This is a genomic window from Leptospira levettii, from assembly GCF_002812085.1.
Lineage (GTDB): Bacteria > Spirochaetota > Leptospiria > Leptospirales > Leptospiraceae > Leptospira_A > Leptospira_A levettii.
Map to the genome: position 1 here is coordinate 640737 of NZ_NPDM01000002.1, position 24727 is coordinate 665463.

Here is a 24727-nt window from a genome sequence, read left to right on the forward strand (position 1 = left end):
TCGCTTATTCATAGTTAGGGGATCATATGCCAGTTCTCCCCGAATGGATCAATTTTCAATTTCCTCCGAAAATACATTTTGAAATCGATTGTGGTTATAAACTCGGTTCCTTTGTCAAAAACATTGGATCGAGAGTTGTACTCATTACCACACAAAAAGAGTTAGAAAACTCGGAAGAACTTTCCATTATCAAAACCAGTTTAGAAAAACACGCAGAAGGTGTGATCATTTATGATGACATTGTTGACCGTGTTCATTTCAAAGACTTAGATACTTGTGCTCATTTTTTACGAATCTCCAATGCCGATTGTGTGGTAGCCTACGGTTCCTTTGAATCGATGAACGCTGGTAAAGCGGCATCTCTACTCGCAACAAACGACTTGTTTGCAGAAGAACTTCTTGTAGGAAGAAAACAACCCAAGAAAAAAGGCCTTCCTCTTGTGGTTGTTCCCACAAAACCCCTACTCGGAAATGAGTGTTCTCCATTTTTCTCCATTGTAGATGACAAAGACAAAAACAGAAAGTACTTCGCTCATGAATGGGCTTTCCCCGAACTCATTGTTTCTGATCCCAAAATTGGTGCGGGAATGTCTAGCTCAGAAACAGCAAAAACAGGAATCTCCATTTTATCAGCTGCAGTCGATAGCATTCTCTCTAAGTATGCAAACGAAATCACTTCTTCCACTGCGTTACGTTCCATCGAACTCATTTCGAAAAACATTGTACCTGCCATTCGGGAACCAAGAAACTTAGGACCAAAAAACTCCATTTATGCGGCAAGTTTACTGGCAGGGATTGCCCAATCCACAAGTAGCCTTGGACTCTGTTATGCCCTTTCTTTGGCAGTGACAACTGTTACTAACTTAGATATCTTTCAAAGTATGTCGATCCTACTCCCACACGTTATGGAATACAACCTAACTTCTTCTGCTGGTAAGTATGTAATGATCGCAAGAGCCCTTGATGAAGATGTGACAAACATTTCCGTGATTGAAGCGGCGATCAAAGCGGTGGAAGGGATCCGAAAAATTTATCTCGAATTACGGATCCCACAACGTCTCTCTGAGTATGAAGTGAAAAAAATCGACTTACCTGGGATTGCGACACTTGCTGCAACGTATTCATTTCTTGATTGTCTTCCAAGAGAACTTCCTAAAAATGAAATCGAAACCATCCTCGTGGCTGCGTTTTAGGAAAATTTTGATCCAACTCACAGAATTTGAACAAAGACTCTTAGAAACATTTTCCTTAAGTGATAGAGATGCAAGGCGTTTGCAAAGAGTGATCCAAGACTTATCGATTGTGGTTGGGATGGAACACGAAGAGATCTTTGACTTTATGCGTTTTGGTGTAGACCAGGAGTTGGAAATTTTAAAAAAAGATTACAACTGGGAACACTTTCGCATTCGCATCCAAAAGAAATTAAAAAAATCCCCACCTGTTTGATTTACCTCCAAGGAAACAATACCCATTTTTTTTTAGCAGACTTAGATTCTGTTGCTCGTTTTGTGGCTTCTCCCGATCCCTTTTACCCAATTCCTATCAAAAAAATCCCATCACTGCCTTCTGTATCTACTGATCCGATTCTATTCCCACGTTTTTTATACAATCTTCAATATGCCCGCCAAACTTTTGATAGGACAGCTGTCTCCACTCCTCCCTACTACAATAGTCCCGACCAAAAAACAGATTTTTTCCAAAAACCAAAACCAGGATTTTTACCCACCAAACGAACTATTGGTGGAACAAAACAAACCAAAACAGATTTGGTACGGAGCAAACGGGACAAGTTCAATCAAACAAAATACTTATCCCTTCGAGACATCGTAAACCCTGAGTTTGATGAATCCATGGTGCTAAAGGAAATAGATTCCTTGTACATGGACAAAAAAAGTAAACTCTACTTAAATCGACTCGTTGCCATCCTTTATTCTGGAACCAAAGAAGAAGAAATGAGAATTGTAACAAACCTCTTTCGGTTTGAAACAGACTTTGCATTTTTTTTAAGCAAACAAATGTTCACGGTGGAACTCATACCTCTTATCCATGGACTCTTTTTGCAAGAAATACTCCGCACACATGATGAACGGTATTTTCATTTTATTCTACCTAAACTTTCCCCACCTGTTTTAGGAGTGATTCGAAGATCCATCTCCAAAAACAAAATGAAACAAATTGAATCTGCACCCAGCGTTAAACCACCTGAAGGTGAAGATTTAATTTCCATCATCGAATCAGAACTTTATAAACGATTTGCGAGGAATTTGTATTATGAAGAAGGAACCATCTTCACTTACAGAGAAGATGGTGATGAAAATGGAAAAGAAACCATAGCTTTTGAGGATTCCAAACGATTTGATTTTTGTGTGAATGGTGAGTTTTTAGAATTTTATGGGAAAACAAAAACCAAACTATTTTTCAAAACCAAAGATTGGATGGAAACCATTCGATTTGATTTTTTTCTCACAAGAAAAGAAATCGAAACAAAAGAATTCCACCGTTTGCCAAAGGACCTCATCCTTGAGATCCCTTATTATGAAACGGGTTTGTTCCTGGTAGGGGCTGGGATCACCAAACCAAAACAATGTTTTGAATTTTCACTGTTATGGTTTGATTACTAATTAATTTCCAGTTTTAACCCTACTGATTGCAGAATTCCATTTATCAATTTCTTCTTTTCGTTCTGCCTCTTTCATTTTTGGTGTGAACTGAGTGGTTTTGGTTTCTTCTTTTCGCAGATGTGCTACTGATTTGAAAAACCCTCGTTCAAGGCCGGCTAAATAGGCTGCACCAAGGACCGTTGTATCCACGTTTTGTGGCCTTATGACTTTTGTTCCTAAGATGTCTGCTTGGAATTGCATAAGCCAAGCGTTTGCAGTTGCCCCGCCATCCACTCGTAAAAACTTAAGTGGTTTTCCTGTTTCTTTTTCCATCGCATTGGCCAGTTCGTATGATTGTAAAGCGATTGCCTTTAGGGCAGCCCTTGTGATCTGAGCTGGTGTTGTGTCACGAGAGAGTCCAAAGATGGCTCCACGTGCCTCTTGGTCCCAATGAGGGGCACCAAGTCCCGCAAAAGCAGGAACAAAAACAACATCATCTTTTGTTTTAATCGACTTAACCAATTTTTCAGAGTCTTTGGAGTATTTAAAAAATTCTAAATTGTCTCGGAGGAACTGAACAACAGCTCCACCAATAAACACAGATCCCTCTAAACAATAGACGGTTTTCCCTTCAGGACCGAGTGCCAGTGTGGTGATAAGACCTTGGTTTGAAATTCGGAATTCATCCCCAACATTGAAGAGTAAAAAACAACCGGTTCCATATGTGTTTTTTGCTTCCCCTGGTTCTGTGCATAACTGCCCAAATAAAGCACCTTGTTGGTCACCTACAAGGGAAGAGATTGGAATTCCATCAGGGATGGATTTAACATTCGATGTAAACCCAAATAGGTTTTTAGAATTAAAGGCTTTCGGCAACATCGACATGGGAACTTTTAAAATCTTACAAAGTTCTTCATCCCATTCCTTGGTCTGGATATTGAAGAGTAAGGTACGCGATGCATTGGTATGATCGGTTTTGTGTTCTTTGTGGCCAGTGAGTTTGTACAATAACCAAGTATCGATGGTTCCAAAAAGTAAGTCACCACGTTCTGCTCTTTCTCTTGCTCCTTTCACATTGTCGAGGATCCATTGGATTTTGGTTCCTGAAAAGTATGCATCTAACACAAGTCCTGTTTTGTTACGGAAGTTAGAATCTAGGCTTTGTTTTTTTAAATCCTTACAGATATCGGATGTCCTTCGGCATTGCCAAACGATCGCATTATAAACTGGTTTTCCTGTTTTTTTATCCCAAACAACGGATGTTTCCCGTTGGTTGGTAATCCCAATGGCAATGGCATCTTTGGGATTTAATTTTCCATTTTTGATCGCAAGTGCGATGAGTTTTTGGGTTTTTTGCCAAATCTCTTCTGGGTCATGTTCCACCCAACCTGGTTTTGGATAGTATTGTTTGAATTCTTGGTAGGCAGATGAAATCACTTTTCCTTTGTCATTAAAACAAAATGTTCGAATCCCAGTTGTCCCCGCATCAATCCCAATGATGTAATTTTTTTTTGCCATTTTATACCTCTATTTCCAAACCTTCATAAGCCATAATGATTTCTAATTTTCCATGTGGATCAAACATCTCTTTGTACTTTAGTGCACGTAAGTATACCAAATCTAACTTCTCATCATCGTAAGAAGGGTCATGATGGAACATTACTAATTTTTTTACTTTTGCCCTGAGAGCAATGTCAGTGGCAATGGAGGCCGAACTATGGCCCCAATCAATTTTTTGTAAAGACTCTTCAAAGGTATACTGTGTATCAAAAACCAATACATCCGCATCTCGGAAATAATCAATGTAAGTATCAATGTTTTCCATTTCTTCCAAATTGAATTCGGCATCGGATGCAAAGATGATCGATTTCCCATCTTCCGTAAACCGGTAGGAAAAACTACCTCCGGGATGGCGCACAGCTTTGCTAAACGCTTGGATGTTTGGACCAAGGGATACAACCTCTCCTTCTTCAATGAATTGAAAGGTTTTTTTAGCTGCATAATGATCAAAGGAAACAGGAAAATGTGTGAATACAAATTGGTGTTCTAACCTTTTTTCGGTATCACTCATGGACGAAATGAACTCAAAATGATTTCCAGGTAAAAACAAAGGAATAAAAAAAGGGATTCCTTGGATATGGTCCCAATGTGTATGAGTGAGAACCCAATAAGCATGACCCACACCCTTTCCAAATTGAGATGACATCATTTGGTTTCCAAGTTCCCGTAAACCAGTCCCACCATCGATGATGATGAGAGTTCCTTCTTTGTCTCGGATTTCAACACAGGTCGTATTACCACCGTAAGTCGAGGAAGAGGAAAAACTAAGCGAATTTAAAAAACTATGAATACTTTGTTCGTTTTGGATGTCGGTTGGACTTGCCAAAGAGAGAATTTTTTCGATTTTATGTTTTACGTTTTCTGGCCGGATGGGTGAACCTATGGAACCTCGAACACCCCAAAACTTAATTTTCATTGCTCTTTTTCTAGAGTCCTTTTTGGAAAAATCAAACGTTTTTTGATTGTATTTCCTCTTTCAGATGTTGTCTTAACTGAAGTTATGTTTCAGTATGAAATCAAACGTGAGAATTCAAAAGCCATCATCGATCTGAATGGTTCCTTATCATTAAGGGACACACCCAAATTAAAATTGGAAATTAAGGAATTGATCGATTCAGATTCGGTCACAGAACTGGTTTTCGATTTCCAACATTTGACGTATCTGGATTCTTCGGGAATCGGAATCCTACTCCACACCTACAGTTGGACAAAAGAAAAAAACAAAATCGTAAAAATGGTCCATCTCTCGAGTGAAATCAGAACCATTTTTAGCGTCGCAAATTTATTAGAAATTTTCCAAGTCGAATAACTATACTCGGTAGTCTTGGATGGTTTGGATGAGAAAGGACACTATCCCCGAGAACACATAAAAACCAACCGCACCATACATCACATAGGGCCATCGGTAGAATCCAATCGCAAACAAAATGAGTCCTAACCCAAGAAGGCTAATTCCTAATTTTTTCCAAGAAAACAACCCACGCATTGCCACTTGGGGTTTGCTGTATCGTAAAGTGGAAACCATGAGTAACGCCGTGATCACAAAAAAAGTAACAGCAGTCCATAACGGCACTTGGGATACAGAAAATACGAGGGGGAAAATTCCAATCACAACACCTGCCACAGGAGAAGGGAGTCCATTAAAAGACTTTGGATCGTGTGCCACATTGAACCTTGCTAATCGATAAGCGGCACAAATTGGATACAAAGCAGCGATAAACATTCCAAGTGGTAAATAATCTGGTTTATCAAAGATATCGAGTTTGATATCAAAAAAGAACATTTTATACGCTAAAAAACCAGGTGCAATACCGAAAGTGGTAAGGTCAGCTAGGCTATCTAAATCAGCTCCTAGTTCACTCGTACAATTGAGAGCTCTTGCTGCCATACCATCAAAACCATCGAATAACGCAGCTAAGATGATAAATACACCTGCGAGGGAATACAATTCATGTGAATTTGGTTGGCTTGGGTTTGTCTCAGAGACAAGTAACATGGAAACAAAACCTAAAGTCAGGTTTCCGAGGGTTAAGGTATTGGGGATCCAAGTTAATTTTAGTTTCATAGTATTTGTTCAAAGTTTCGTTTTGGACTGACTTTAAAATCGAGTCCTACAAATTTTTTTTCTTTCCAAAGATGGTATCCAAGACATGCCACCATCGCTCCGTTATCCGTGCAGTAAATTTTTTTTTGGGGGTAATACAATTGGAACTCTCGATTTTGGGCTTCTTTTTGGAGGGTAGACCTAAGTGTTTCATTCGCCATTACTCCCCCAGCAGCCACAACCGTTTTGATTTGGGTTTTTTCGATCGCTTTTGTTAAATTCCGTACTACGAGCTCAAAGGCTGTTTTTTGAAAGTAATATGCAATTTTTCCAATGGGCGGAGTTTCTGTGAATGACTTTATGTAATACAACACTGCTGTTTTTAAACCACTGTAGGAAAATCGAATTGTATCTTGTGTGTCTTCCTTTAATAATTTTGGAAAGGGGCTTTTTTCCCCTTTCTCTGTTTGATAAGCAGAAGCCATTTTTTCAATGATGGGACCACCTGGGTAAGGTAAACCCAAAATGGCACTGACCTTATCAAACGCTTCGCCAAGAGAATCATCCCTTGTATCGGCAAGTAACTCCAAATCACCAAATCCTTTGTAGACGTAAATGGATGAATTCCCACCAGAGAGAAGGACACCTAACCAAGGAAATGCGGGCAATTCGTTTTCGAGTCCAATCACAGTTAAATGTGCTTCTAAATGGTTCACAAGAACAATGGGGATTGAATGGACAAGTGAAATACACCTTGCCAGTTGTGCTCCAATCATGAGAGAACCAACAAGCCCCGGATAGCCCGTTACTGCCACATATTGCAGATCAGAAAACTTCAAATTTGTTTCTTCCATACAAACAGAAAGAAGTGAATTTATTTTTTCCAAGTGAGCACGCGAGGCTATTTCTGGAACTACTCCCCTATAGGGAGAATGTGTTTCGATTTGACTATATACTTTGAGTGAAACTAATTCTTTGCCATCTTTGACAATGGCAATTGACGTTTCATCACAACTGGATTCAATCCCAATTCCATAAACCATTTATTTCAATAGGTTAATTGCTTCTGATAATTGGATGTCCAAATCGAGTCTTGGTTTGGATTGGGAAGAACCCATTCTCATTTCATTGAATAAAAAAATACGAATCACAGAATCAGAAATCTTCAAATTCTCTTTTTTTAGGATATCCTTAAAATCTGTAATCGATGATTCATTAAATTCAGAATGAGATTCTAAAAAAGGCCGAATTAAGTTTTTCTTAAATAGTTTTTCCAATGCATACTTTTCGTCTTCATTAGCAGAAACTGGATTGATAACATGGTCAGGAGTGATTCCTTTTCCATGGATGGATATCCCAGATGGTGTATAATATTTTTGAATGGTGATTGCTACACCAGCACCAAAGGATAGAGGAATGATGGACTGAACACTTCCTTTTCCAAAACTCTGAGTCCCAACAATTAACGCCCGTTTGTTGTCCTTTAAAGCTCCAGCTAAAATTTCGGATGCACTCGCAGACCCACCATTGACCAAGATGGCAACAGGTAAATCCAAGAATTTTAAATCACGATCTTCTGACTTAAAACTTTTAATGAGAACTCCGCCTCTTCCTTTTACAGAAACTATATCTGAATTGGGAGGAAGGAATAAATCGGCTAAATCAATTGCTAGATCAAGGAGTCCTCCTGGATTCATTCGCAAGTCGATCACAAGTTTTTTGGCACCTGAGTCTTTTAAGTTTTTAACAGCAGTTGCAAACTCTTTACCTGTATCTTTGCCCATGAACTGAACTAGTTTGATGTAACCGGTTTCTTTTTCAGGAAGGTAAAAGGAACGTAAAAATCGAATTTGAATGAGTTCTCTTACTAAATTGACAACAAAAGGTTCTTTTAATCCCTTCCTTTCAATTTTCATGGAAATAGAAGTGCCCACTTCGCCACGCATCATGGCAAAGGATTCTGCCTGGGATAATGATTTGACTGGTTTCCCATTGATTTCGATGATTTTGTCCTGTGGTAATAGACCTGCTTTCCAAGCAGGAGTTCCTTCAATCGGTGCTACAATGACAAATGCATTTTCTTGGTAGTTGAGTTCTACACCTATGCCACCAAAACTCCCCTTGGTTTCGTTTTGTAGTTCTTTAAATTCATCCACATCGATGAACCGAGTATGTGGGTCACCTAAACTATGTAAGGCACCTTGGATTGCTCCAATGTATATTTTTTTCTCTTCTTGGGGTTCAACAAAGTCGTTTTCGATATAAGCGACAACTTCATGTAATATTTGTAAGTATTTTTCCCCATCAGAGGAGATAGCTTTAACTTTTTCAATGCTTAGGAAAAAAACTAATCCTAACAGGGACAAGGTGACACTTATCCATAAAAAACGTTCTGAAAATTTCACTTTATTCATTTCCATAAATTGACTCGTATAATGCCTTATTCTCTTTTTTTAACATTTCTTTTGCCTCTGGAATCGACAAACGATACACATCACATGCTTCTTCAAATAGTTGTACATCTGATGGAGTTGGTCGTTTAGTATCTGCCATCAGCCCCGTTTGGATTCGGTTTTGAGCAAATCGTTCCAAAACACGTTTTAAATCATAAGCATTGATTTCTTGTTTTTTGGGAGCACAACTGACAAGGAAAAGGGAGAGTGTGATACAGGCGAGTGAGAAGAGATGTTTCGACATCCCTTCTAGGATGAAAGGAAACCTACTCTTGGTCAATCAGTAAATACGATAGAGACCAATGAGTTTTCCAATTATCGTTGCTTTCTTTGTGCGAATGGGTTTGAGTTTTGCGTTCCGAGGTTCCAGACGGATCATGTCTGGTTCTTTGTAAAACACCTTGAGAGTGGCTTCATTATCGATCATCGCTACGACAATTTCACCATTCCGTGCCGTATCTTTTTTTTGGATGATGGCGATATCCCCATCACTGATCCCTGCTTCCACCATAGAATCACCTTTTACCTTTAAGGCAAATGTTCCGGGTTTTGTTGCCAAATCATCTGGAACGGCAATGTATTCTTCAATATTTTCTTCCGCAAGGATGGGATTTCCTGCTGCCACTTGGCCAAGGAGTGGGATCCCAGAAGCACGAACGAGAAGTGCTTCGTCCGCATTCCCTTTGAGAAGTTCGATGGCACGGCTTTGGTTTTTGGAAGTGCGGATATAACCTTTTTTTTCAATCGCTTTTAGGTGGTCGTAAGCACCTTTGGCAGTGATTCCAAATTGGTCACCAATCTCACGGATGGTAGGGGGAAATCCCTTTTCTCGGACCGTGTCCGAGATGTATTGCAAAACAGATTCTTGTTTTTCCGTGAGGTCTTTCATACTAAACAGATAAATAGGAAATGGGCGTTATGTCAACAAAAAACTAGTGATTAGAGTTTCAAATATTCACTTTTTAAGACAAAACTCCCCTCTTCCACGATGGCTTCTCCCGATCCAACACCATCTGTCACTTCTACCCAATTGTCATACGTTTTTCCGATACCAATTTTTTTCGCAGAAAAAGAGCCATCCGGATTTCTGACAAAAATAAAATTTTCCCCTTCGATTTTATGAATACAATTAGATGGAATCACCTTTGCTTTGTTAACCGATGATGTGACCATTGCGCCAACGACAGTCGCTGTGACACTTTGGCCAGGGCGTAATCTACCTTTTGAGTTGCGAACTTCCAACCGTATCTCTGCTGTTTTTTTCACAGGGTCAATTACGTCACCCACATGAGAGACAACGGCTTTTAATGATTCATCTTTAGAGCCAATGGGAATGACTTTTGCTTCATTTCCCACACGAATCGAAGCCAAATCCTTTTCATACACCTCTAGATTAATCCATAACACTGATAAATCGGCAACAGTGAATAAATTATCACGTGCATTGACTGCTTGTCCAATGATCGCTTCCCTTTCTGTGACTGTGCCTGAGATGGGAGTTCGTATATATAAATTTTTAGAATTGTATTTTCCAGCCTCTAAATTTGCGATTTCAGTTTCATTGAGACCAAGGTTTTCTAAGGCATTCCTCGATGTCTCCATCTCTGCCTTCACGGATTTATAATCCATAAGAGACATTTCATATTCTTTGGCAGATGTTACTTTTCGTTCATACAAATCTTTTGCACGATCAGCTTGAACTTTTAATGCTTCAAGTCTTGCGCGAGCTTTCAAGTAATTAGCTTCTGTTGTTCCTAAATCAACAGATTGGATGGAAGCAAGTGCAGTACTTTTTTTTACGTATTCACCTTCTTTCACAAAAACTTGAACGATTCGGCCATTCACACGAGAACCAACTTTTGCCACATTATTCATGTCATACGATACTGTTCCTGGAAGTTGTAATTCTTCTTCTAATGCTCTTTCCTGTAAATAAACCACAGAAAATGGATGGTTTTTTTGGATTTCATTGGAAATGATAAATTTGGATTTATCCTCGGTGAGAGCTTCTGTTTTTTTTCCAGATCCAAAGAACTTTGTATAACCAAAATACAAAACACTTCCAAGTAGAACGAGAATACTGATATTTCTAATTTTTTTTAAATTCAATTCATTTTGCATGTTGGGTTAAAACTCCGAGTTTTCCATTTTTCCTATGGATGCTTTATATCCTTCCAAAGCGTTGTAATAAAGGTAAATGATTTCATAATAACTTCTAAGCACACTAAGATAGTTTTTTTCCGCTTCCAAAAATGTAACTAAATTGGAAGCACCACGAATGTATGCAAGCCTCGATTTTTCTTGCACTTCTTTGTTTTTTTCTAAGAGTCCCATTTTCTGGTAATCAAGTAACTGTGACTCTCTTGCTTGTAATTCTTTGATGGCTGCAGATATTTCCGATAAAATTTCATTTCTTTTCGCATCTACATCAAATCCTAATTTTTTATATGATTCTTCTGATTTTAAAATTTCACCTTGTTTTCGATCAAAAAGTGGAAGTGGAGTGGCTGCATAAATACCTGCAACATTTTCATTTCCTTTATTCAAAAACTCTACTCCAAGGGTTAGCGGAGGAATGATTTCTCTTTTTTTGAGTTCAATATTCATCCGTTCTCTTTGTTGTCTGATTTTTAAAGCAACAAGGTCTGGTCTTTCTTCTATATCAAAATCATTCAGATCAATTCCGAATTCCTTTGTGGAGATAAATTCTAACCTTCCTTTAATATTGAGAGGTGAATTGATATCAGAAATCCCAATTAACACTCGTAAGTTTTTAACAACTTGAGCACGAAGGATCCTTGCATTTCGGTATTCTCTTTCGATTTGAACCCTTTCCAGAGCCAAACGGTCGTACTCTAAAAACGAAATATCCCCTTTCTCGGCACGTAACTTCGTTAAATCGAGAAGGTCTTGGTAATTCTCTAAAAATTCTTTTTGGTAATTAATCTGTTCTGTAACGTATAAGTAGGTCCAAAAATTTTGGCGGAGTCGTAATCGAAACAACCGATCAAAATCCCGAAAACTAGCAATTGTAGCCAAAAACTCTTGTTTGGCTACCTTTTCACGTTGGGGGATTACACCACTCATATCAAAAGGTTGGTTGTAAATGATCGATGTTTCGGGAAGACCTGTTGCTGCTTTGGAAGAGGCACCCATAAACTGCTGTTGCATGTTCACAATGGGATTGTAATACAAACTCGCAGTGATCACATCACCACGGGCCATACCAATATTTTGTTTTTCTCGCAAATACAGTGGATTACTCGTGACTGCAAAATTTTCCAATTCGTCTAAATTCCATTTTTCTTTGGAATCCTGCGCTCTTGAATCTTCGCCCAAATAAAACAACTCATCCTTTGAATGTAATTCATATACAGCTTTTTCCTTTGAAAAAACTGCACTTGCCATGAATCCCAAAAAAGGAATGAGTAGATATCTAATTAATTGCTTCATACAGTTACAAATTTTTTGATATAATCCTCTATACCAAATTGAATGACCTTGATCGCTTCAGCCCGATCATACACTTCTGTTATTTCGACTGTTCCCGTGGATGGAGAGTTCGGATCTAATTTATAAGTGAGAAAATAGTGATGGAGTTTGTTAATGAGTGCTTTTGGTACTTCTGAAATGTCTTTGATTTGACCAAATACTTCATCTCCTTTGAGTACAGCGACAATTTTGTCATCTGCTTCCCCTTTATCAATCATACGTAATCCACCAATCGGAATCACAGTCAGAATCATGTTACCATGAGTGATTGGATTCACACTCAATACACAAATATCAATTGGATCTCCATCACCCACAATATCAGGTCTTCCCACTACATCAGAACAATGTTTGCCAGAAGCTTCACCGGAAAATGTACGAGGGATAAAGCCATATAAAGTAGGAGAACGGTTGCTATACTTTTGTGGTCGGTCTACACGAATAAAACCAGAAGCTTTATCAATTTCATATTTCACTGTATCTTGCGGAGTCAGTTCAATGAAAACATCTAACTCATCTGGAGCTTTTGGTCCTAATTCCAATCCATGCCAAGGGTGTGCTACGTAATAATTTGGTTTCATCTATGTCCTCTTTCGTTTTGATTTTTGATTTTGTTTTGATTGTTTTGGATCTTCTTCATCTTCTTGGACTTCCTTTACTAAGTGAGTTCCATGGGAATGGTCAGTAGAATGGAATGAATCTGATGCTTTGTATTTTTTCATTTCTTCTACAAAGTAATCGTTCATCTTTCTTTCTCGTTCCATTTGTCTTAGTTCTTGTCTTTGTGCTAGTTTGACTAAAAACTCAAATGCAATTGGTAATAAAAATCGAGACAAAATGGTAGCAACAAGTACCCCTCCCATCACCACTGTGGCGAGTGGCCTTTGTACTTCCGCTCCAGCACTCGAAGCAATCGCCATCGGTAAAAATCCAATGATGGCCACAAGTTCTGTTGTCGCTACTGCTCTTAGGGTATAAACAGCAGCTTCAACCACTGCGATTGATGGATCCCTTGTGATTTTTAATTGGTCTTTTAATGCAGATGCATACACAACCCCGTTTAACACGGAGATACCTGCTGCTGCGATAAACCCAACACCAGCTGGAATTGAGAAGGGAAGCCCCCTCATCACAAGAGATAAAATCCCACCTGACAATGATAGAGGAACAAGGATAAATACACCTAACGCATAGTAAACACTGCCAAATGCAATGAATAACATTCCAAAAATAATAGCACCTGCAATGGGAATTACAATTGCCAACCTGTTTTTGGCACGAGTAAAGTTCTCAAATTGTCCACCCCAATCCACATAATAACCTTGTGGTAAACTTGACTCGATGGACTCCGTTGCAGATTGTACATCATTCACAAAACCAATCATATCTCGTCCGCGAACGTTTACTTCTACAAGGATTCTACGTTTGAGTCCCTCGTGATACAATGCAGCAGGACCTTCTGTCATTTGGATATCTGTGACCTGACCTAACGGAACAGTTCCTCCGAGCTCAGTCATGACGGGCACATTCTCAATCACACCAATATCTGTTACGTCAGCATCAAGGCGAACAATCAAATCAAATCGTTTGTAACCTTCATATACTTTACCCGCGTTAAACCCAACACGAAGTGTTTCGATGGTTGTTAAAACTTCCTCTGCTCTGACCCCGTAACGAGCCATATTGCCACGGTTCATTTTGATCTCGAGCAGAGGTAGACCGAGTAACTTTTGAACTCGTAAGTCAGCAGCACCTTGGATCTTTTTGATTTTGGATGCATAATTATCTGCGATTGATTTTAATGTTTTTAAATCATCACCATAGATTTTAATCACAATATCTGCTTTTGATCCAGATAACAAAGCATTCACGCGATTTTCGATCGGTTGCGACAAACTGATGTAAGAAGAAGGAACATTTTGGTTGATTGAGACTTTCATCTTCTCCATCAACTCTTCTCTATCTTTTGCGGTGACCCATTCTTTCCTTGGTTTTAACTTCACCATCATCTCACCTTCTTCCGAACCTATGGGTTCTGCCGCAGATTCCCCACGGCCTTGCCTTGAGACAACACTCACTGTTTCTGGAAACTTCAAAATCACCTTCTCCATTTCCAAATTCAAATCCCTGGAATGGTTGATCGCTGTAGAGGGAAGGCGTTTGATATCAACTGCGATTTCACCCTCATCAATCCTTGGTAAAAATTCTGAACCTAGAGTAGAGGCGAGCATAAAGGAAATGACAACTACTCCAATCCCTGCATAGGTAAACTGGCGTTTGAATTTCATTCCATACGTTAAAATTTCAGCATATTTGTTTTGGAATTTTTCCCAAAAAGCGGACTCATGTAAAATTGGTTTTTTGTAAATATAGGACATGAGGGCTGGGAATGTTGTGATGGAATAAAGGAGTGCTGCACCTAACGCAAATGCTACGGTAATTGCCATTGGACGAAACATCCGCCCTTCCACACCTTCCAGTGTCATCAGTGGTAAATATACGAGTAAAATAATCCCCACACTAAATGCAGAAGCCCGTACTACCTTGATGCAGGATTCCATGATGACATCTTCCATTCCATCTTCCATGTCTTGGGCAGAAGTTTTGGAGAGAAGGAAACTTTTTCGAATGAGAAATCCATGGAGAGTGGATTCTAACATCACAATGGAACCATCCACGAGGAGTCCAAAGTCAAGTGCTCCGAGAGACATTAAGTTCCCCACAATCCCAAAGGCATTCATCAAAATTGTGGCAATCATCATCGAAACGGGAATGGCAAGGGCAACAGCAAACGCACCTTTAACGGTGCCAAGTGTTAGGATCAAACAAACTAAAACGATGATGGCGGCTTCCACTAAATTGGTAAAAACTGTGGAGAGTGTTCGGCCAATGAATTCAGACCGGTCATAATACACTTGGATCTTCATCCCTTGTGGGAGTCTTGACTCAATTTCCTTCATCTTCTCTTTCACTCGGCCTACAACTTGTAATGAGTTACTACCAAGTAACATCATGGCAGTTCCACCTACCACTTCTCGTTTGCCATTCATGGTACTCAGACCAAACCTGAGTGCAGGTCCTGTTTCCACTCGGGCAATTTGACCGAGTGTGAGTGGGATCCCATCTCTTGAAGTTCGAACCGATAAACGAGCGATATCATCGATGGATTTAAATTGGCTTTCTCCCCGAATGACAAATTGTTCCTCACCCTTTTGGATGTATCCTCCACCCAAGTTTACATTGGCTCCTTCTAAAGCTTCTGTGATATGGGAAAGAGTGAGATTATGAGATAACAGTCGTTTGGGGTCGATTTTGATTTGGAATTGTTTGGCATCTCCTCCCACAACGTTTACATCAATGATCCCTTTGACCGAACGAAGTTGCCTTGCGACTTCCCATTCCATCACTGTGCGGAGTTCTTCTGGAGTATGACTTTCTGATACTAAAGCAAATTCATAAATATCACCAAGACCTGTGGCAATAGGAGAAAGTTCAGGTCTACCATATGATTTCGGAATAAAATTCTCAGCCTGTTTTAGACGTTCATTTACAAGTTGCCTTGCAAAGTAAATGTCGGTTCCGTCCTCGAATATAACAGTTACCGAACTCACACCTGTTCTTGAAATGGATCGAATTTCGGTAACTTTTGGCATCCCGTTAAACTCAAGTTCAATGGGATATGTGATAAATTGTTCTACCTCAAGAGGAGATAAACCTGGAACGGAAGTAACGGCGGATACTTGGACGTTTGTCACGTCCGGAATCGCATCAATGGATAAATTGAGTGCATTATAAAAACCCACAAGGGTGAGTACTGCGGTGATCACAAGAACTGTTGCCCTTTTGTGGATGGAAAACTGAATGATTTTTTCTAACATAATACCTATTTCAAATATGAAACCACCCTATAAAAATTTTACAGGGAATGGACGTAAATTACATGCAACGTTTACGCCAAAAAGGGCGGAGGTAGGTAAAGAAAGAAAAATAAGATAGAGATTTCGGTAAAAAATTCAGTTTCTGTCGTTAAAATCGAAAATCGATTGAGGCAAATTTTGACAAGGGAATGTTCTCGTTTGCTCGGAACGAGTTTGAGAACCTGATTGGATTCCTTAGAGGAAGAAAGCACACGAGTCGTTTCCTCCAACTCGTAAGATTGGTATTGGAAATCCAAATCTTCGAGGGGTGAAACAAACCGGTCGTCAACCAGATTTAGATTGATGAAAACCGCTAGAAGTAGGATGAACCCAGACTTCCAGAAGCGCCTAATTTTCACTGCTGTTTCCTATTCTTTGAGACCCAGTTTCAGAGATGGAACCAGTGAGACAAGAGAATTCCCTTCAAAATATGAACTTTTTTCCGTTTAATTCAAAACACCGAAAACGATAGAGTTGCCAAAACTTAACTATGAAAACACACTATCCCTACTGATGAAAGACGAATCGATAGACACAATTATAAGCGACGACATCACGTTTCGCGGAACCCTTTCCTTCAACCAAACATTAAAAATCAAAGGCCAATTCAAAGGTACCATTACTTCCCATGGCAAACTCATCATCGATGAAACGGGTGATGTAGAAGCGGATGTGGAGGTAGGAAGTTTAGTGGTTCTTGGCAATCTGAAAGGGAATGTCGATGCGAAAGAAAAAGTGGAACTAAAAAAGAATGGAAAGGTAGTTGGTGATATCAAAACACCAGGACTTGAAGTGGAATTTGGTTCCAAAATTATTGGCAATTGCATCATGTAACAAAGGTTCACTTCGGACCAACTTTATCCGAAGTTCGAACCAAAGTTGATTCTAAAAGACCCATCCTTCGGTATTTAGTCGATCGAAGGGAGGGTTTCCAAAGCATACACCCAAAAGAACTCCTTCATTCTGATTTTTCCTGTTTCCATTCTCCTTTTTCCCTTCCTGACATGGGAGAGGCAGTTTCTTTACTGTTAACAGTAGTAAAATCCAATCGTAAGATCTTACTCTATGGAGATAGAGATTCGGATGGAGTCAGTTCCACTTGTTTACTTGCATTCTTTTTAAAATCACATCCAGAATTCCAATCTGCCAATTTAGAAGTGATGGTTTCCTCTGAAAGTGATCCATACGGACTTTGTAAAGAAGCAGTTTCTAAAATCAAAAAAGCAAAACCCGATTTATTAATCACTCTTGATTTTGGTTCAAGCCAAGCAGACGAAATTGATGAATTAACTTCCCTTGGAATCCAAGTGATTGTCCTCGATCACCACGAAGTACCAGTTCGTATTCCCAAAAATTGTGCTCTCATTAACCCAAGACGCACCGACTCAGAATACCCAGAAAAAAAAATCTGCACCGCTGCCTTGTCGTTTAAATTAGTTACGGCGATTTTATTCCACCAAAGTTCTGAATGGAATCAGTATTATTCCAAAACCATTCTAGCAGAAGATGGTTCGAAAGTTGTTCAGTATTTCCAAAATGGAATCAAACTAAGCTCCGAAACCACAAATACGATAAACTTTTCGAATACGACTGTAAATCCTTACCCAGAAGATTTTTCCACAAATATTCCGTTAGATGACGAAAGAAAATTATTCTATTTCCAATGCCAAAAAATCCCTCAGTTTTTTGAACAATTGGAGGAAGAAACAGACCTTGCAGGCATTGGAACCATCACCGATATGATGCCTCTTGTGGGAGAAAATCGCCATTTTGTGAAACTTGCTCTAGAATCCCTCACCAAACTCTATATAGGTGACAAAAAAAGAAAAGGCCTTAAAGAACTTCTCAAAGAACTCAAACTCAATCCAAATGGAATCACAACCAAAGATTTAGGATGGTCCATTGGTCCCGTTGTGAATGCCGCAGGTCGGATGGGGAAAACGGAAGAGGCAGTTTCCCTACTTTTATCGGAATCGGAATCCGACGCTAAAATACGAGCCAAACTCCTCCTATCGATCAATGAAGAACGGAAAGAACGTACCAAACGGAATATGGACCGTGTGGAACGATATTTTGCCAGAAAACCAGAACGAACAGGGAAAGAAGTGGTGTATTGTTACGAACCTGATATGGAACCAGGTGTCAGTGGAATTGTTGCCACAAGAATGGTAGATACATATAAAAAACCTGCTATTTTTATAGCACCTGACAATGGTGATGCGAGAGGTAGTATCCGTTCTTATGGACAAGAGAATGTACTCCAACTCTTAGAATCACTTTCTCATCATTTTTTACATTTTGGTGGTCATCCCGAAGCAGGTGGTTTTTCCATCACGATTGATCAACTTCCAAAATTTGAATCCGAATTGTATGAGAAAGCAAAACTTTGGTTAGACGAAGATAATCTAAGTAAGAATATTCATCAAATTGAGACTGACTTTACTGTTTTACCCGAAGAAATGGGTGATAAACTTTTAAAGGAATGGAAAGACTTAGAACCATTTGGCCAAGGGAATCCTGACATCAAATTAGGAATCAAAAATGCCAAAGCAATTCATCTAACTCCTCTGAGCGGAGGGAAACATGTTAGGTTCCATATTGTGGGGAGTGGTTCATTAAAGTTTATGATTTGGAACAAAGGGGAAGAATTCCAAAACTTTATGTCAAAACATGGAAGTTTTGATTTGGTAGGAAGTTTGGAAGAAAACTTTTACCAAGGAAGGAAAACCTTACAATTCATAGTGGAATGGTTTGGAATTTCTGAATCTGATGGACCCAAATCAACATAACTGAATTAAAAAAACTTAAAAAACCCGAGTCCCAACGAGAATCCTTGCGTAACATTTTGCCGTAACCCACCCACCCGAACAAATCGGGAGAATGGTTTTTATCAGAATGTTAATTCTATTTTTTAAATCTCTTATGCATTGATGAGAACTTTTGACTCATCTACATACACAGGGGTCCAACCAGAATTATCTTTAAAATAACGAACTGCTTTGATTCGTAAATTTTTGTCCAATGTGAACCAATGGTTTGTATTTGCAGGGATGGAAATAAAGTCTCCTTTTCCCACATGCACTTCAAATCGTTCTCCATCGATGATAAATCCAAAAATTCCACTTCCATCGATGATATAACGAACTTCCTCATCAGTATGGATATGGAGTTTGTCAAACTTCGCGAGCATATCATTGATGCCAGGAACTTCATCATGTAGGACCACAAGGTCATTTGCTTTATAACCATGCTCTTTTTTCAATTGGTCAAAACGGTATTCCAAACCAGAAAGTATTTCTTCTTTTTCCGCATCGGATAAACCTTTTTGGCCAAGGATAAGATCTAATGACTCAGGAGTTTTATAAGACTCATACACGAGACCTTTTTGGGTGAGGAATGCTTTCACTTGGTCTTTGTCCTGGATCGTTTCGTTTTTTCTGACTATCGTTGCCATTCGAATTTACCACCTTTCCACTAGCCTTTTCCCGTTCCTCTGGGAATCAACTTGTTTTTCGCTATCCTGGATGTAATTCTGCTATAACAGATTTAGAGTAAGGCACCTGGTTGGAAAAAAAGCCATCCTGCAGTAAAAAACACGCAGAGTAAAAAGACCAAAAATCCAAGTGTCGGCATTGTTGGCAAATCTCGTACACCTGCGACTGTGCCTGTTTCCTGTTTCATATAGGATTGGATTGTGATTTTCATATAATAATAAAAAGCGATACAGGAGTTTGCCACCGCACCAAAGAGTAGGACACGATTGAAAAATAAATCCGATTCTGCCATTTTCTGTAAAAGGAAAAGTTTAGTCCAAAATCCTATGAGTGGGGGAAACCCAGCAAAGGATAAAAAAATCACACTGAGAGCAAGAGCAGTTAACGGATGTTCACCGCTTAAGTGAGAAATTCCACTCACAGTGACTTCATGTTTCCCTTGTTCCAAATAGGAGATAATAGCAAATGCAGCTAGGTTGAGTAAAGAATACGAAAAAAGATAATATAAAGCTTCAAGTGAAGCACCACAAGCAATCCCGGCAACAATATATCCCGCGTGTGAAATGGAAGAGTAGGCTAACATTCGTTTTAAATTTTCTTGTTTGAGTGCAACGATATTTCCCCATGTCATGGAGATTAGTGCAATTGAACCCATGAGTATTTTCCAAACATTCCCAATCTCACCGACAGGAACATGATTAAAAATGATGATTACAAGTCCAAGAGCAGAAGCTTTTCCAGCACTTGCCATAAATCCAGTGATTGGAGTTTGAGCACCTTCATATACATCGGGTGTCCAAGAATGAAAAGGAACCAACGCAGCTTTAAAGGATACTCCAACTAAAAATAATCCAAGACCTAACTTTGAAAAGTTGGCTTCGTATCCTTTTAAAAATAAACCTCGTAAAGCTCCATCTAAATTCGTTGTACCAGAACCACCATACAAAAAGGCAATACCAAGTAACATAAAACCAGAACTAAAACTTCCTAACAAAAAGTATTTCATCGCACTTTCTAAAGCTGAAACGGAAGTCCTTGCCATTCCAATCATCACATACAATGCAAGGGAAAGGATTTCCAATCCAACAAAAATGACGATGAGATCATAACCCGAAGTGAGAAACATCATTCCCGACAAACAGAAAAGTAATAAGGGAAAAAACTCTGGGAATAGAGTTTTGTGTTGTGATAAAAAAGGAGGTGCGATGAGTAATGTGATGAGACCTGCAATTAAATAAATAGCACTGAGCCAAACAGTTAGAGGACTGATTGATATTTGGGATCCAAAAAATTTTCCATACCCTGGAGAAGATGTAATGTGATAAAGCGCATACATTGCAGCAAGAATTCCCAATACAGAAAGGATCCAAAGTGGTTTACCCTCTTCCTCTTTCGGAATTAAAAACTGAACGACAAGAGAAAGTAAAGCAATTCCACATAGAATAAGCATAGGAGAGATTGCGATTAAATCATTAGAAGAAGGAGTATAAGACATGTTAGTTTCCTTTTTTCTCGCTAGGAGTTTGTTCCAATTTAAAATCGGATTCAATGGAGTTCTCTAGATTCTCCAAGTTCTCTTCTACTTTTGGAATTGATTCTTGGTTTATGGCCATAGTAGGTAATGCAAATGAAGATTTATAAGATCCTAATCTTTCTTCAAAAGTTTTTGGTTCCTTACCTAAACTAATATAATCTGCAAATAATCTTTGTTCGCCTGTTCCCAGAAAATCCTTTTGGATTTGTTTTCTTTCTGAAACAGATTCGATGGATCCAGCATTCAAAAAAACATTCGAGGATGAATGTAAAATTTCTAAAAATGGTTTTGGATAAAGACCGATCCAAAAAATCATTACGACAAGTGGACTTAAAATTCCCATTTCTCTAAATGTGAGATCTTTGTATGGTTTTGCTTGTATGGTTTTACTCACACCAAAAAGGAAACGTTTCACAAACCATAACAGGTATAAGGCTCCGAGCACTACACCAGTTGCGGCAATGCCTCCAAGCCATACATTGGATTTGATCGCTCCCATTAGGATGAGAAACTCTCCTACAAACCCATTTGTTCCGGGTAGGCCAATGGAAGAAAGTACTGCAATGAGAAAAAAAGTAGAAAAGACTGGCATCTGGCCCGCAAGACCACCAAACTCGGATATGTTTCTGGTATGTGCTCTTTCATAGATCATACCAATCATAAGAAAGATCATGCCAGTGGAAATTCCATGGGAAACCATTTGTAACATCCCACCCACTACACCTTCTGTAGTAAAAGAAAAGATACCGATGATACAAAATCCGAGGTGGGACAAAGAACTATAGGCAACGATTCGTTTAATATCAGTTTGCACAAGCGCTGCCATCGATCCATATACAATCCCTATTACGGCAAGGGTTTGTACACCTGTTTGTGAAAAAAGACTTTGTTCTGGGAAAAACGGAATACAAAAACGGATGAATCCATAAGCACCAATCTTTAATAACACACCTGCAAGGTCGACCGAACCGACTGTAGGTGCTTGTGTATGGACATCTGGCATCCAAGTATGGAATGGGAAAAGTGGGATTTTGATCGCAAAGGCGAGAAAAAAACTAAAAAACAAAAACCATTGAAGGGGCTCTGAATACAGAGCTAAACTTGCAGTGGAAAGGGATTCAATGGAAGTTTTCCCTGTTTTAAAATAAAGTGTTAAAATCCCACCTAACATAAACAAGGATCCAGCCATCGAAAATAGAAAGTATTTGAGTGCGGCTTTCGTTCTTTCTTCCCCACCCCAAATTCCAATCATAAGAACCATCGGAAGCACCATGAGCTCCCAAAATACATAAAACAAAACTAAGTTCCCTGCGGCAAATACCCCAAGCACTGCCGTCTCCAAGACAAGTAAACAGATATGGAATTCTTTGATCTTTTTTGGGATATTGGACCAAGAGGCAATGCTCGACAAAAAGAACATAAAGGCAGTGAGGGCAAATAAAAGTAAGGAAACTCCATCGAGACCTACGTGGTAATCCACACTGAGTTTGCCTGAAAGGATCCAATCCGGAATCCAATGGACAAATTGTAACCCAGATTTAGAAGCATCATAAAAGAAAAAGAGACCCACAGATAGAATCGTCGTAAACGCAGAGGATAATGCAGAGATGACAACCACTGCTCCCACACGTTTTTGTACTACGATGAGAAAAGAGGAAACAATCGGTAAAAAGATAATGATGGATAAAATTTGTTCCGGCACCTTACACCCCCCTTGTTAATAAATATACCAAGATACAAAACGTACCAAGAACCACATACAAAGCATAATCACCGATGAATCCAGATTGGAGTCTACGTAACCCATTGGCAATCAAACCAAAACTCCCACCAATCCCCAGAAAAAAACGATCTAGGATTTTGACATCAAAGGTAAATGCAATGCCTTTGGATAGGAAGACATAGGGTTTTACAATAAGCACATCATAGAGTTCATCAATGTAGTATTTATGAAAGAGTATCTTACGAAAACCTGTATGTTCCTCGAGGATTGGACTTTGTTTCCTTTGGTAAATCAAATAGGCTAAGAGTAGTCCAATACTTGCGATGGCGACAGAAAAAGCCGCAAGGGAAATCTCAACTTGATGAGTGAGTTCTGTGTGTTTGGTAAATGTTCCCATTTGGTTGGCAAGCACAGTCCCCCGTTCCAAAACTGGAGCAAAGTATCGTTCCAATGTATCGATGTGCAAAAAGAAATGAGGAGTGAGAAAAAATCCACTCAAAACTGCTCCCACAGCCAGTACCACAAGTGGTAACGTCATGGTCCAAGGAGATTCATGTACTTTATGATGGGAGTCTATATTGTCCTTTCCAAAAAATACAACAAACACAAGACGGAACATATAAAACGAAGTGAAAAAAGCAGCCACAACACCCACTGTCCATAGGATGGAACCAAACGCACCGTAGGTGTAAGTTTTTTCTAAGATTAGATCTTTTGAAAAAAATCCAGAAAATGGGAAAAAACCAGCAATCGCAAACGTTCCGAGTAAAAAGGTTAAGGAAGTGATTTTGATTTTTCCAAAGAGTTTCCCCATATGTTTGATGTTTTGTTCATGATGAAGGGCATGGATAACAGAACCTGCACCAAGGAATAACAATGCTTTAAAAAATGCATGGGTCATTAAATGGAATAGTCCTGCCACATAACTCATGCTACCCATGGCAAGGAACATAAAACCTAACTGGGATACGGTGGAGTATGCGAGGATTTTTTTGATATCGTTTTGCAAAAGCCCAATGGTTGCCGCGAATAAAGCAGTGAGAGCTCCAATGCATGCAATGAAAAAGGAAGTATCAGGTGCGAGGAAAAATACAAAGTTAAGCCTTACAATGAGAAATACTCCTGCAGTCACCATAGTGGCCGCATGGATGAGAGCCGATACAGGAGTTGGACCTGCCATCGCATCTGGTAACCAAACATAGAGTGGGATCTGTGCTGATTTACCCATCGCAGCAATAAAAAAGAAAAGGGCAATGAGATTTGCGTAATTTGCAAACCCAGACAGTTCACTCAAATTGGTTTGTAGGGTAAGGTATTGCAAACTCCCACCTAACCAAAAAAGAAATCCTGTCCCTAAGATAAAACCAACATCCCCAATTCGATTTAAAATAAATGCCTTCATCCCTGCTTCTGCTGCAGAGGATTTGTCATAATCAAAACCGATGAGTAAGTAGGAAGCAAGACCAACCCCTTCCCAACCGAGGAAGGTCAGAACCAAATTGTCACTCAGGACAAGGTTTAACATACAAAAGATAAATAAATTGAGGTAAGCAAAAAACCGGTTGTATCCTTTATTCCCTTTCATATAACCCATCGAATACAAATGGATGAGTGATCCAATTCCTGTAATGATGAGAGTCATGTAAAGCGACAGTTGGTCGATTTGGTAACCAAAGGAGGATTTAAAATCGCCAATCACAATCCAATCAAAGACTGGCACAAGATGTGGTGCTGTTCGTTCCATTGGATTAAATTCGTTAAACGCACCTAAGGTGATAAGGAAAGGGATAAATACGGCAAGGGTTCCAATGGCTCCAGCAAATCGATGCGGGATCCGGTCTTTTAAGAGTCCGTTATGCAAAAAACCAAGCAGAGGGAGGAGAACAACGATTGGAAATAAATCTAACATA

General features: G+C 39.3%; 21 protein-coding genes. 6 read left to right on the top strand and 15 right to left on the bottom strand.

The features are described from left to right. The first annotated feature begins 26 nt into the window (after positions 1–26). The 3 genes from CH354_RS10715 to CH354_RS10725 are packed head-to-tail and all read left to right on the top strand — an operon-like array spanning position 27 to position 2621. Positions 27–1193, top strand: coding sequence for an iron-containing alcohol dehydrogenase (locus CH354_RS10715; RefSeq protein ID WP_100718074.1), 1167 nt, complete (start codon positions 27–29; stop codon positions 1191–1193). Between the two features lie 7 nt (positions 1194–1200). Beyond that, on the top strand, positions 1201–1446 hold the full coding sequence (locus tag CH354_RS10720) for a hypothetical protein (protein ID WP_100718073.1): 246 nt from the start codon (positions 1201–1203) through the stop codon (positions 1444–1446). After that, positions 1443–2621, top strand: coding sequence for a flagellar motor switch protein FliG (locus CH354_RS10725; RefSeq protein WP_100726535.1), 1179 nt, complete (start codon positions 1443–1445; stop codon positions 2619–2621). The genes CH354_RS10720 and CH354_RS10725 overlap by 4 nt, the downstream gene beginning before the upstream one ends. Here the strand turns inward: CH354_RS10725 and glpK are convergent, their stop codons facing one another. Together glpK and CH354_RS10735 are read right to left on the bottom strand one after the other, a co-directional pair. Then, a complete protein-coding gene (gene glpK, locus CH354_RS10730; RefSeq protein ID WP_100718071.1) occupies positions 2622–4118 on the bottom strand; it encodes a glycerol kinase GlpK in 1497 nt (498 codons plus the stop codon). Between the two features lies 1 nt (position 4119). After that, positions 4120–5076, bottom strand: a complete 957-nt coding sequence (locus CH354_RS10735; RefSeq protein ID WP_100718070.1) for an MBL fold metallo-hydrolase — start codon at positions 5074–5076, stop codon at positions 4120–4122. A gap of 42 nt (positions 5077–5118) precedes the next feature. Here CH354_RS10735 and CH354_RS10740 point away from each other — a divergent pair, with 42 nt between their 5' ends. After that, positions 5119–5469, top strand: coding sequence for an STAS domain-containing protein (locus CH354_RS10740; RefSeq protein ID WP_238760863.1), 351 nt, complete (start codon positions 5119–5121; stop codon positions 5467–5469). Here the strand turns inward: CH354_RS10740 and CH354_RS10745 are convergent, their stop codons facing one another. From CH354_RS10745 to CH354_RS10785, 9 genes are read right to left on the bottom strand one after another with little or no spacing between them, the layout of a single operon-like run. Beyond that, positions 5470–6225 carry a CDP-alcohol phosphatidyltransferase family protein gene (locus CH354_RS10745; protein ID WP_100718069.1) on the bottom strand — a complete coding sequence of 252 codons (756 nt, stop codon included), beginning with the start codon at positions 6223–6225 and terminating at the stop codon, positions 5470–5472. Continuing rightward, complete coding sequence (gene tsaD / locus CH354_RS18465) at positions 6222–7247, bottom strand: tRNA (adenosine(37)-N6)-threonylcarbamoyltransferase complex transferase subunit TsaD (RefSeq protein WP_100726534.1); 1026 nt, start codon at positions 7245–7247, stop codon at positions 6222–6224. Before tsaD ends, CH354_RS10745 begins: the two co-directional genes overlap by 4 nt. Then, the gene (locus tag CH354_RS18470; protein ID WP_207762667.1) at positions 7248–8609 is read right to left on the bottom strand and encodes a S41 family peptidase; all 1362 of its coding nucleotides are present in this window, start codon (positions 8607–8609) and stop codon (positions 7248–7250) included. A 1-nt stretch (position 8610) separates the two neighbouring features. Beyond that, positions 8611–8901, bottom strand: a complete 291-nt coding sequence (locus CH354_RS10760) for an LA_1448 family UV-C exposure upregulated protein (protein WP_100718101.1) — start codon at positions 8899–8901, stop codon at positions 8611–8613. 36 nt (positions 8902–8937) lie between these two features. Next, positions 8938–9546 (bottom strand): transcriptional repressor LexA, encoded by a 609-nt coding sequence (gene lexA, locus CH354_RS10765; protein ID WP_100718067.1) that lies wholly within the window; start codon positions 9544–9546, stop codon positions 8938–8940. Between the two features lie 50 nt (positions 9547–9596). After that, positions 9597–10778, bottom strand: coding sequence for an efflux RND transporter periplasmic adaptor subunit (locus CH354_RS10770; protein ID WP_100718066.1), 1182 nt, complete (start codon positions 10776–10778; stop codon positions 9597–9599). 6 nt (positions 10779–10784) lie between these two features. Continuing rightward, entirely contained in the window at positions 10785–12110 is a 1326-nt protein-coding gene (locus CH354_RS10775) for a TolC family protein (protein WP_100766456.1), read from the bottom strand. After that, entirely contained in the window at positions 12107–12730 is a 624-nt protein-coding gene (locus CH354_RS10780; protein WP_100718064.1) for an inorganic pyrophosphatase, read from the bottom strand. The genes CH354_RS10775 and CH354_RS10780 overlap by 4 nt, the downstream gene beginning before the upstream one ends. Next, positions 12731–16027, bottom strand: coding sequence for an efflux RND transporter permease subunit (locus CH354_RS10785; RefSeq protein ID WP_100726532.1), 3297 nt, complete (start codon positions 16025–16027; stop codon positions 12731–12733). Between the two features lie 552 nt (positions 16028–16579). On the opposite strand from CH354_RS10785, the gene CH354_RS10795 reads away from it, so the two are divergent. After that, on the top strand, positions 16580–16900 hold the full coding sequence (locus CH354_RS10795; protein ID WP_012388301.1) for a bactofilin family protein: 321 nt from the start codon (positions 16580–16582) through the stop codon (positions 16898–16900). After that, positions 16888–18855: a single-stranded-DNA-specific exonuclease RecJ gene (gene recJ, locus CH354_RS10800; RefSeq protein WP_100726531.1), complete on the top strand. Its 1968-nt coding sequence runs from the start codon at positions 16888–16890 to the stop codon at positions 18853–18855. Before CH354_RS10795 ends, recJ begins: the two co-directional genes overlap by 13 nt. A 131-nt stretch (positions 18856–18986) precedes the next feature. Here recJ and CH354_RS10805 read toward each other — a convergent pair whose 3' ends face one another. From CH354_RS10805 to nuoL, 4 genes are all read right to left on the bottom strand, one after another. Further along, a complete protein-coding gene (locus CH354_RS10805; protein ID WP_100726530.1) occupies positions 18987–19520 on the bottom strand; it encodes a cupin domain-containing protein in 534 nt (177 codons plus the stop codon). Between the two features lie 92 nt (positions 19521–19612). Beyond that, positions 19613–21055, bottom strand: coding sequence for an NADH-quinone oxidoreductase subunit N (locus tag CH354_RS10810; RefSeq protein WP_100726529.1), 1443 nt, complete (start codon positions 21053–21055; stop codon positions 19613–19615). Between the two features lies 1 nt (position 21056). Continuing rightward, positions 21057–22796, bottom strand: a complete 1740-nt coding sequence (locus CH354_RS10815) for a complex I subunit 4 family protein (protein WP_100718058.1) — start codon at positions 22794–22796, stop codon at positions 21057–21059. Between the two features lies 1 nt (position 22797). Beyond that, positions 22798–24726: an NADH-quinone oxidoreductase subunit L gene (gene nuoL, locus CH354_RS10820; protein ID WP_100766457.1), complete on the bottom strand. Its 1929-nt coding sequence runs from the start codon at positions 24724–24726 to the stop codon at positions 22798–22800. Between the last annotated feature and the right edge of the window lies 1 nt (position 24727).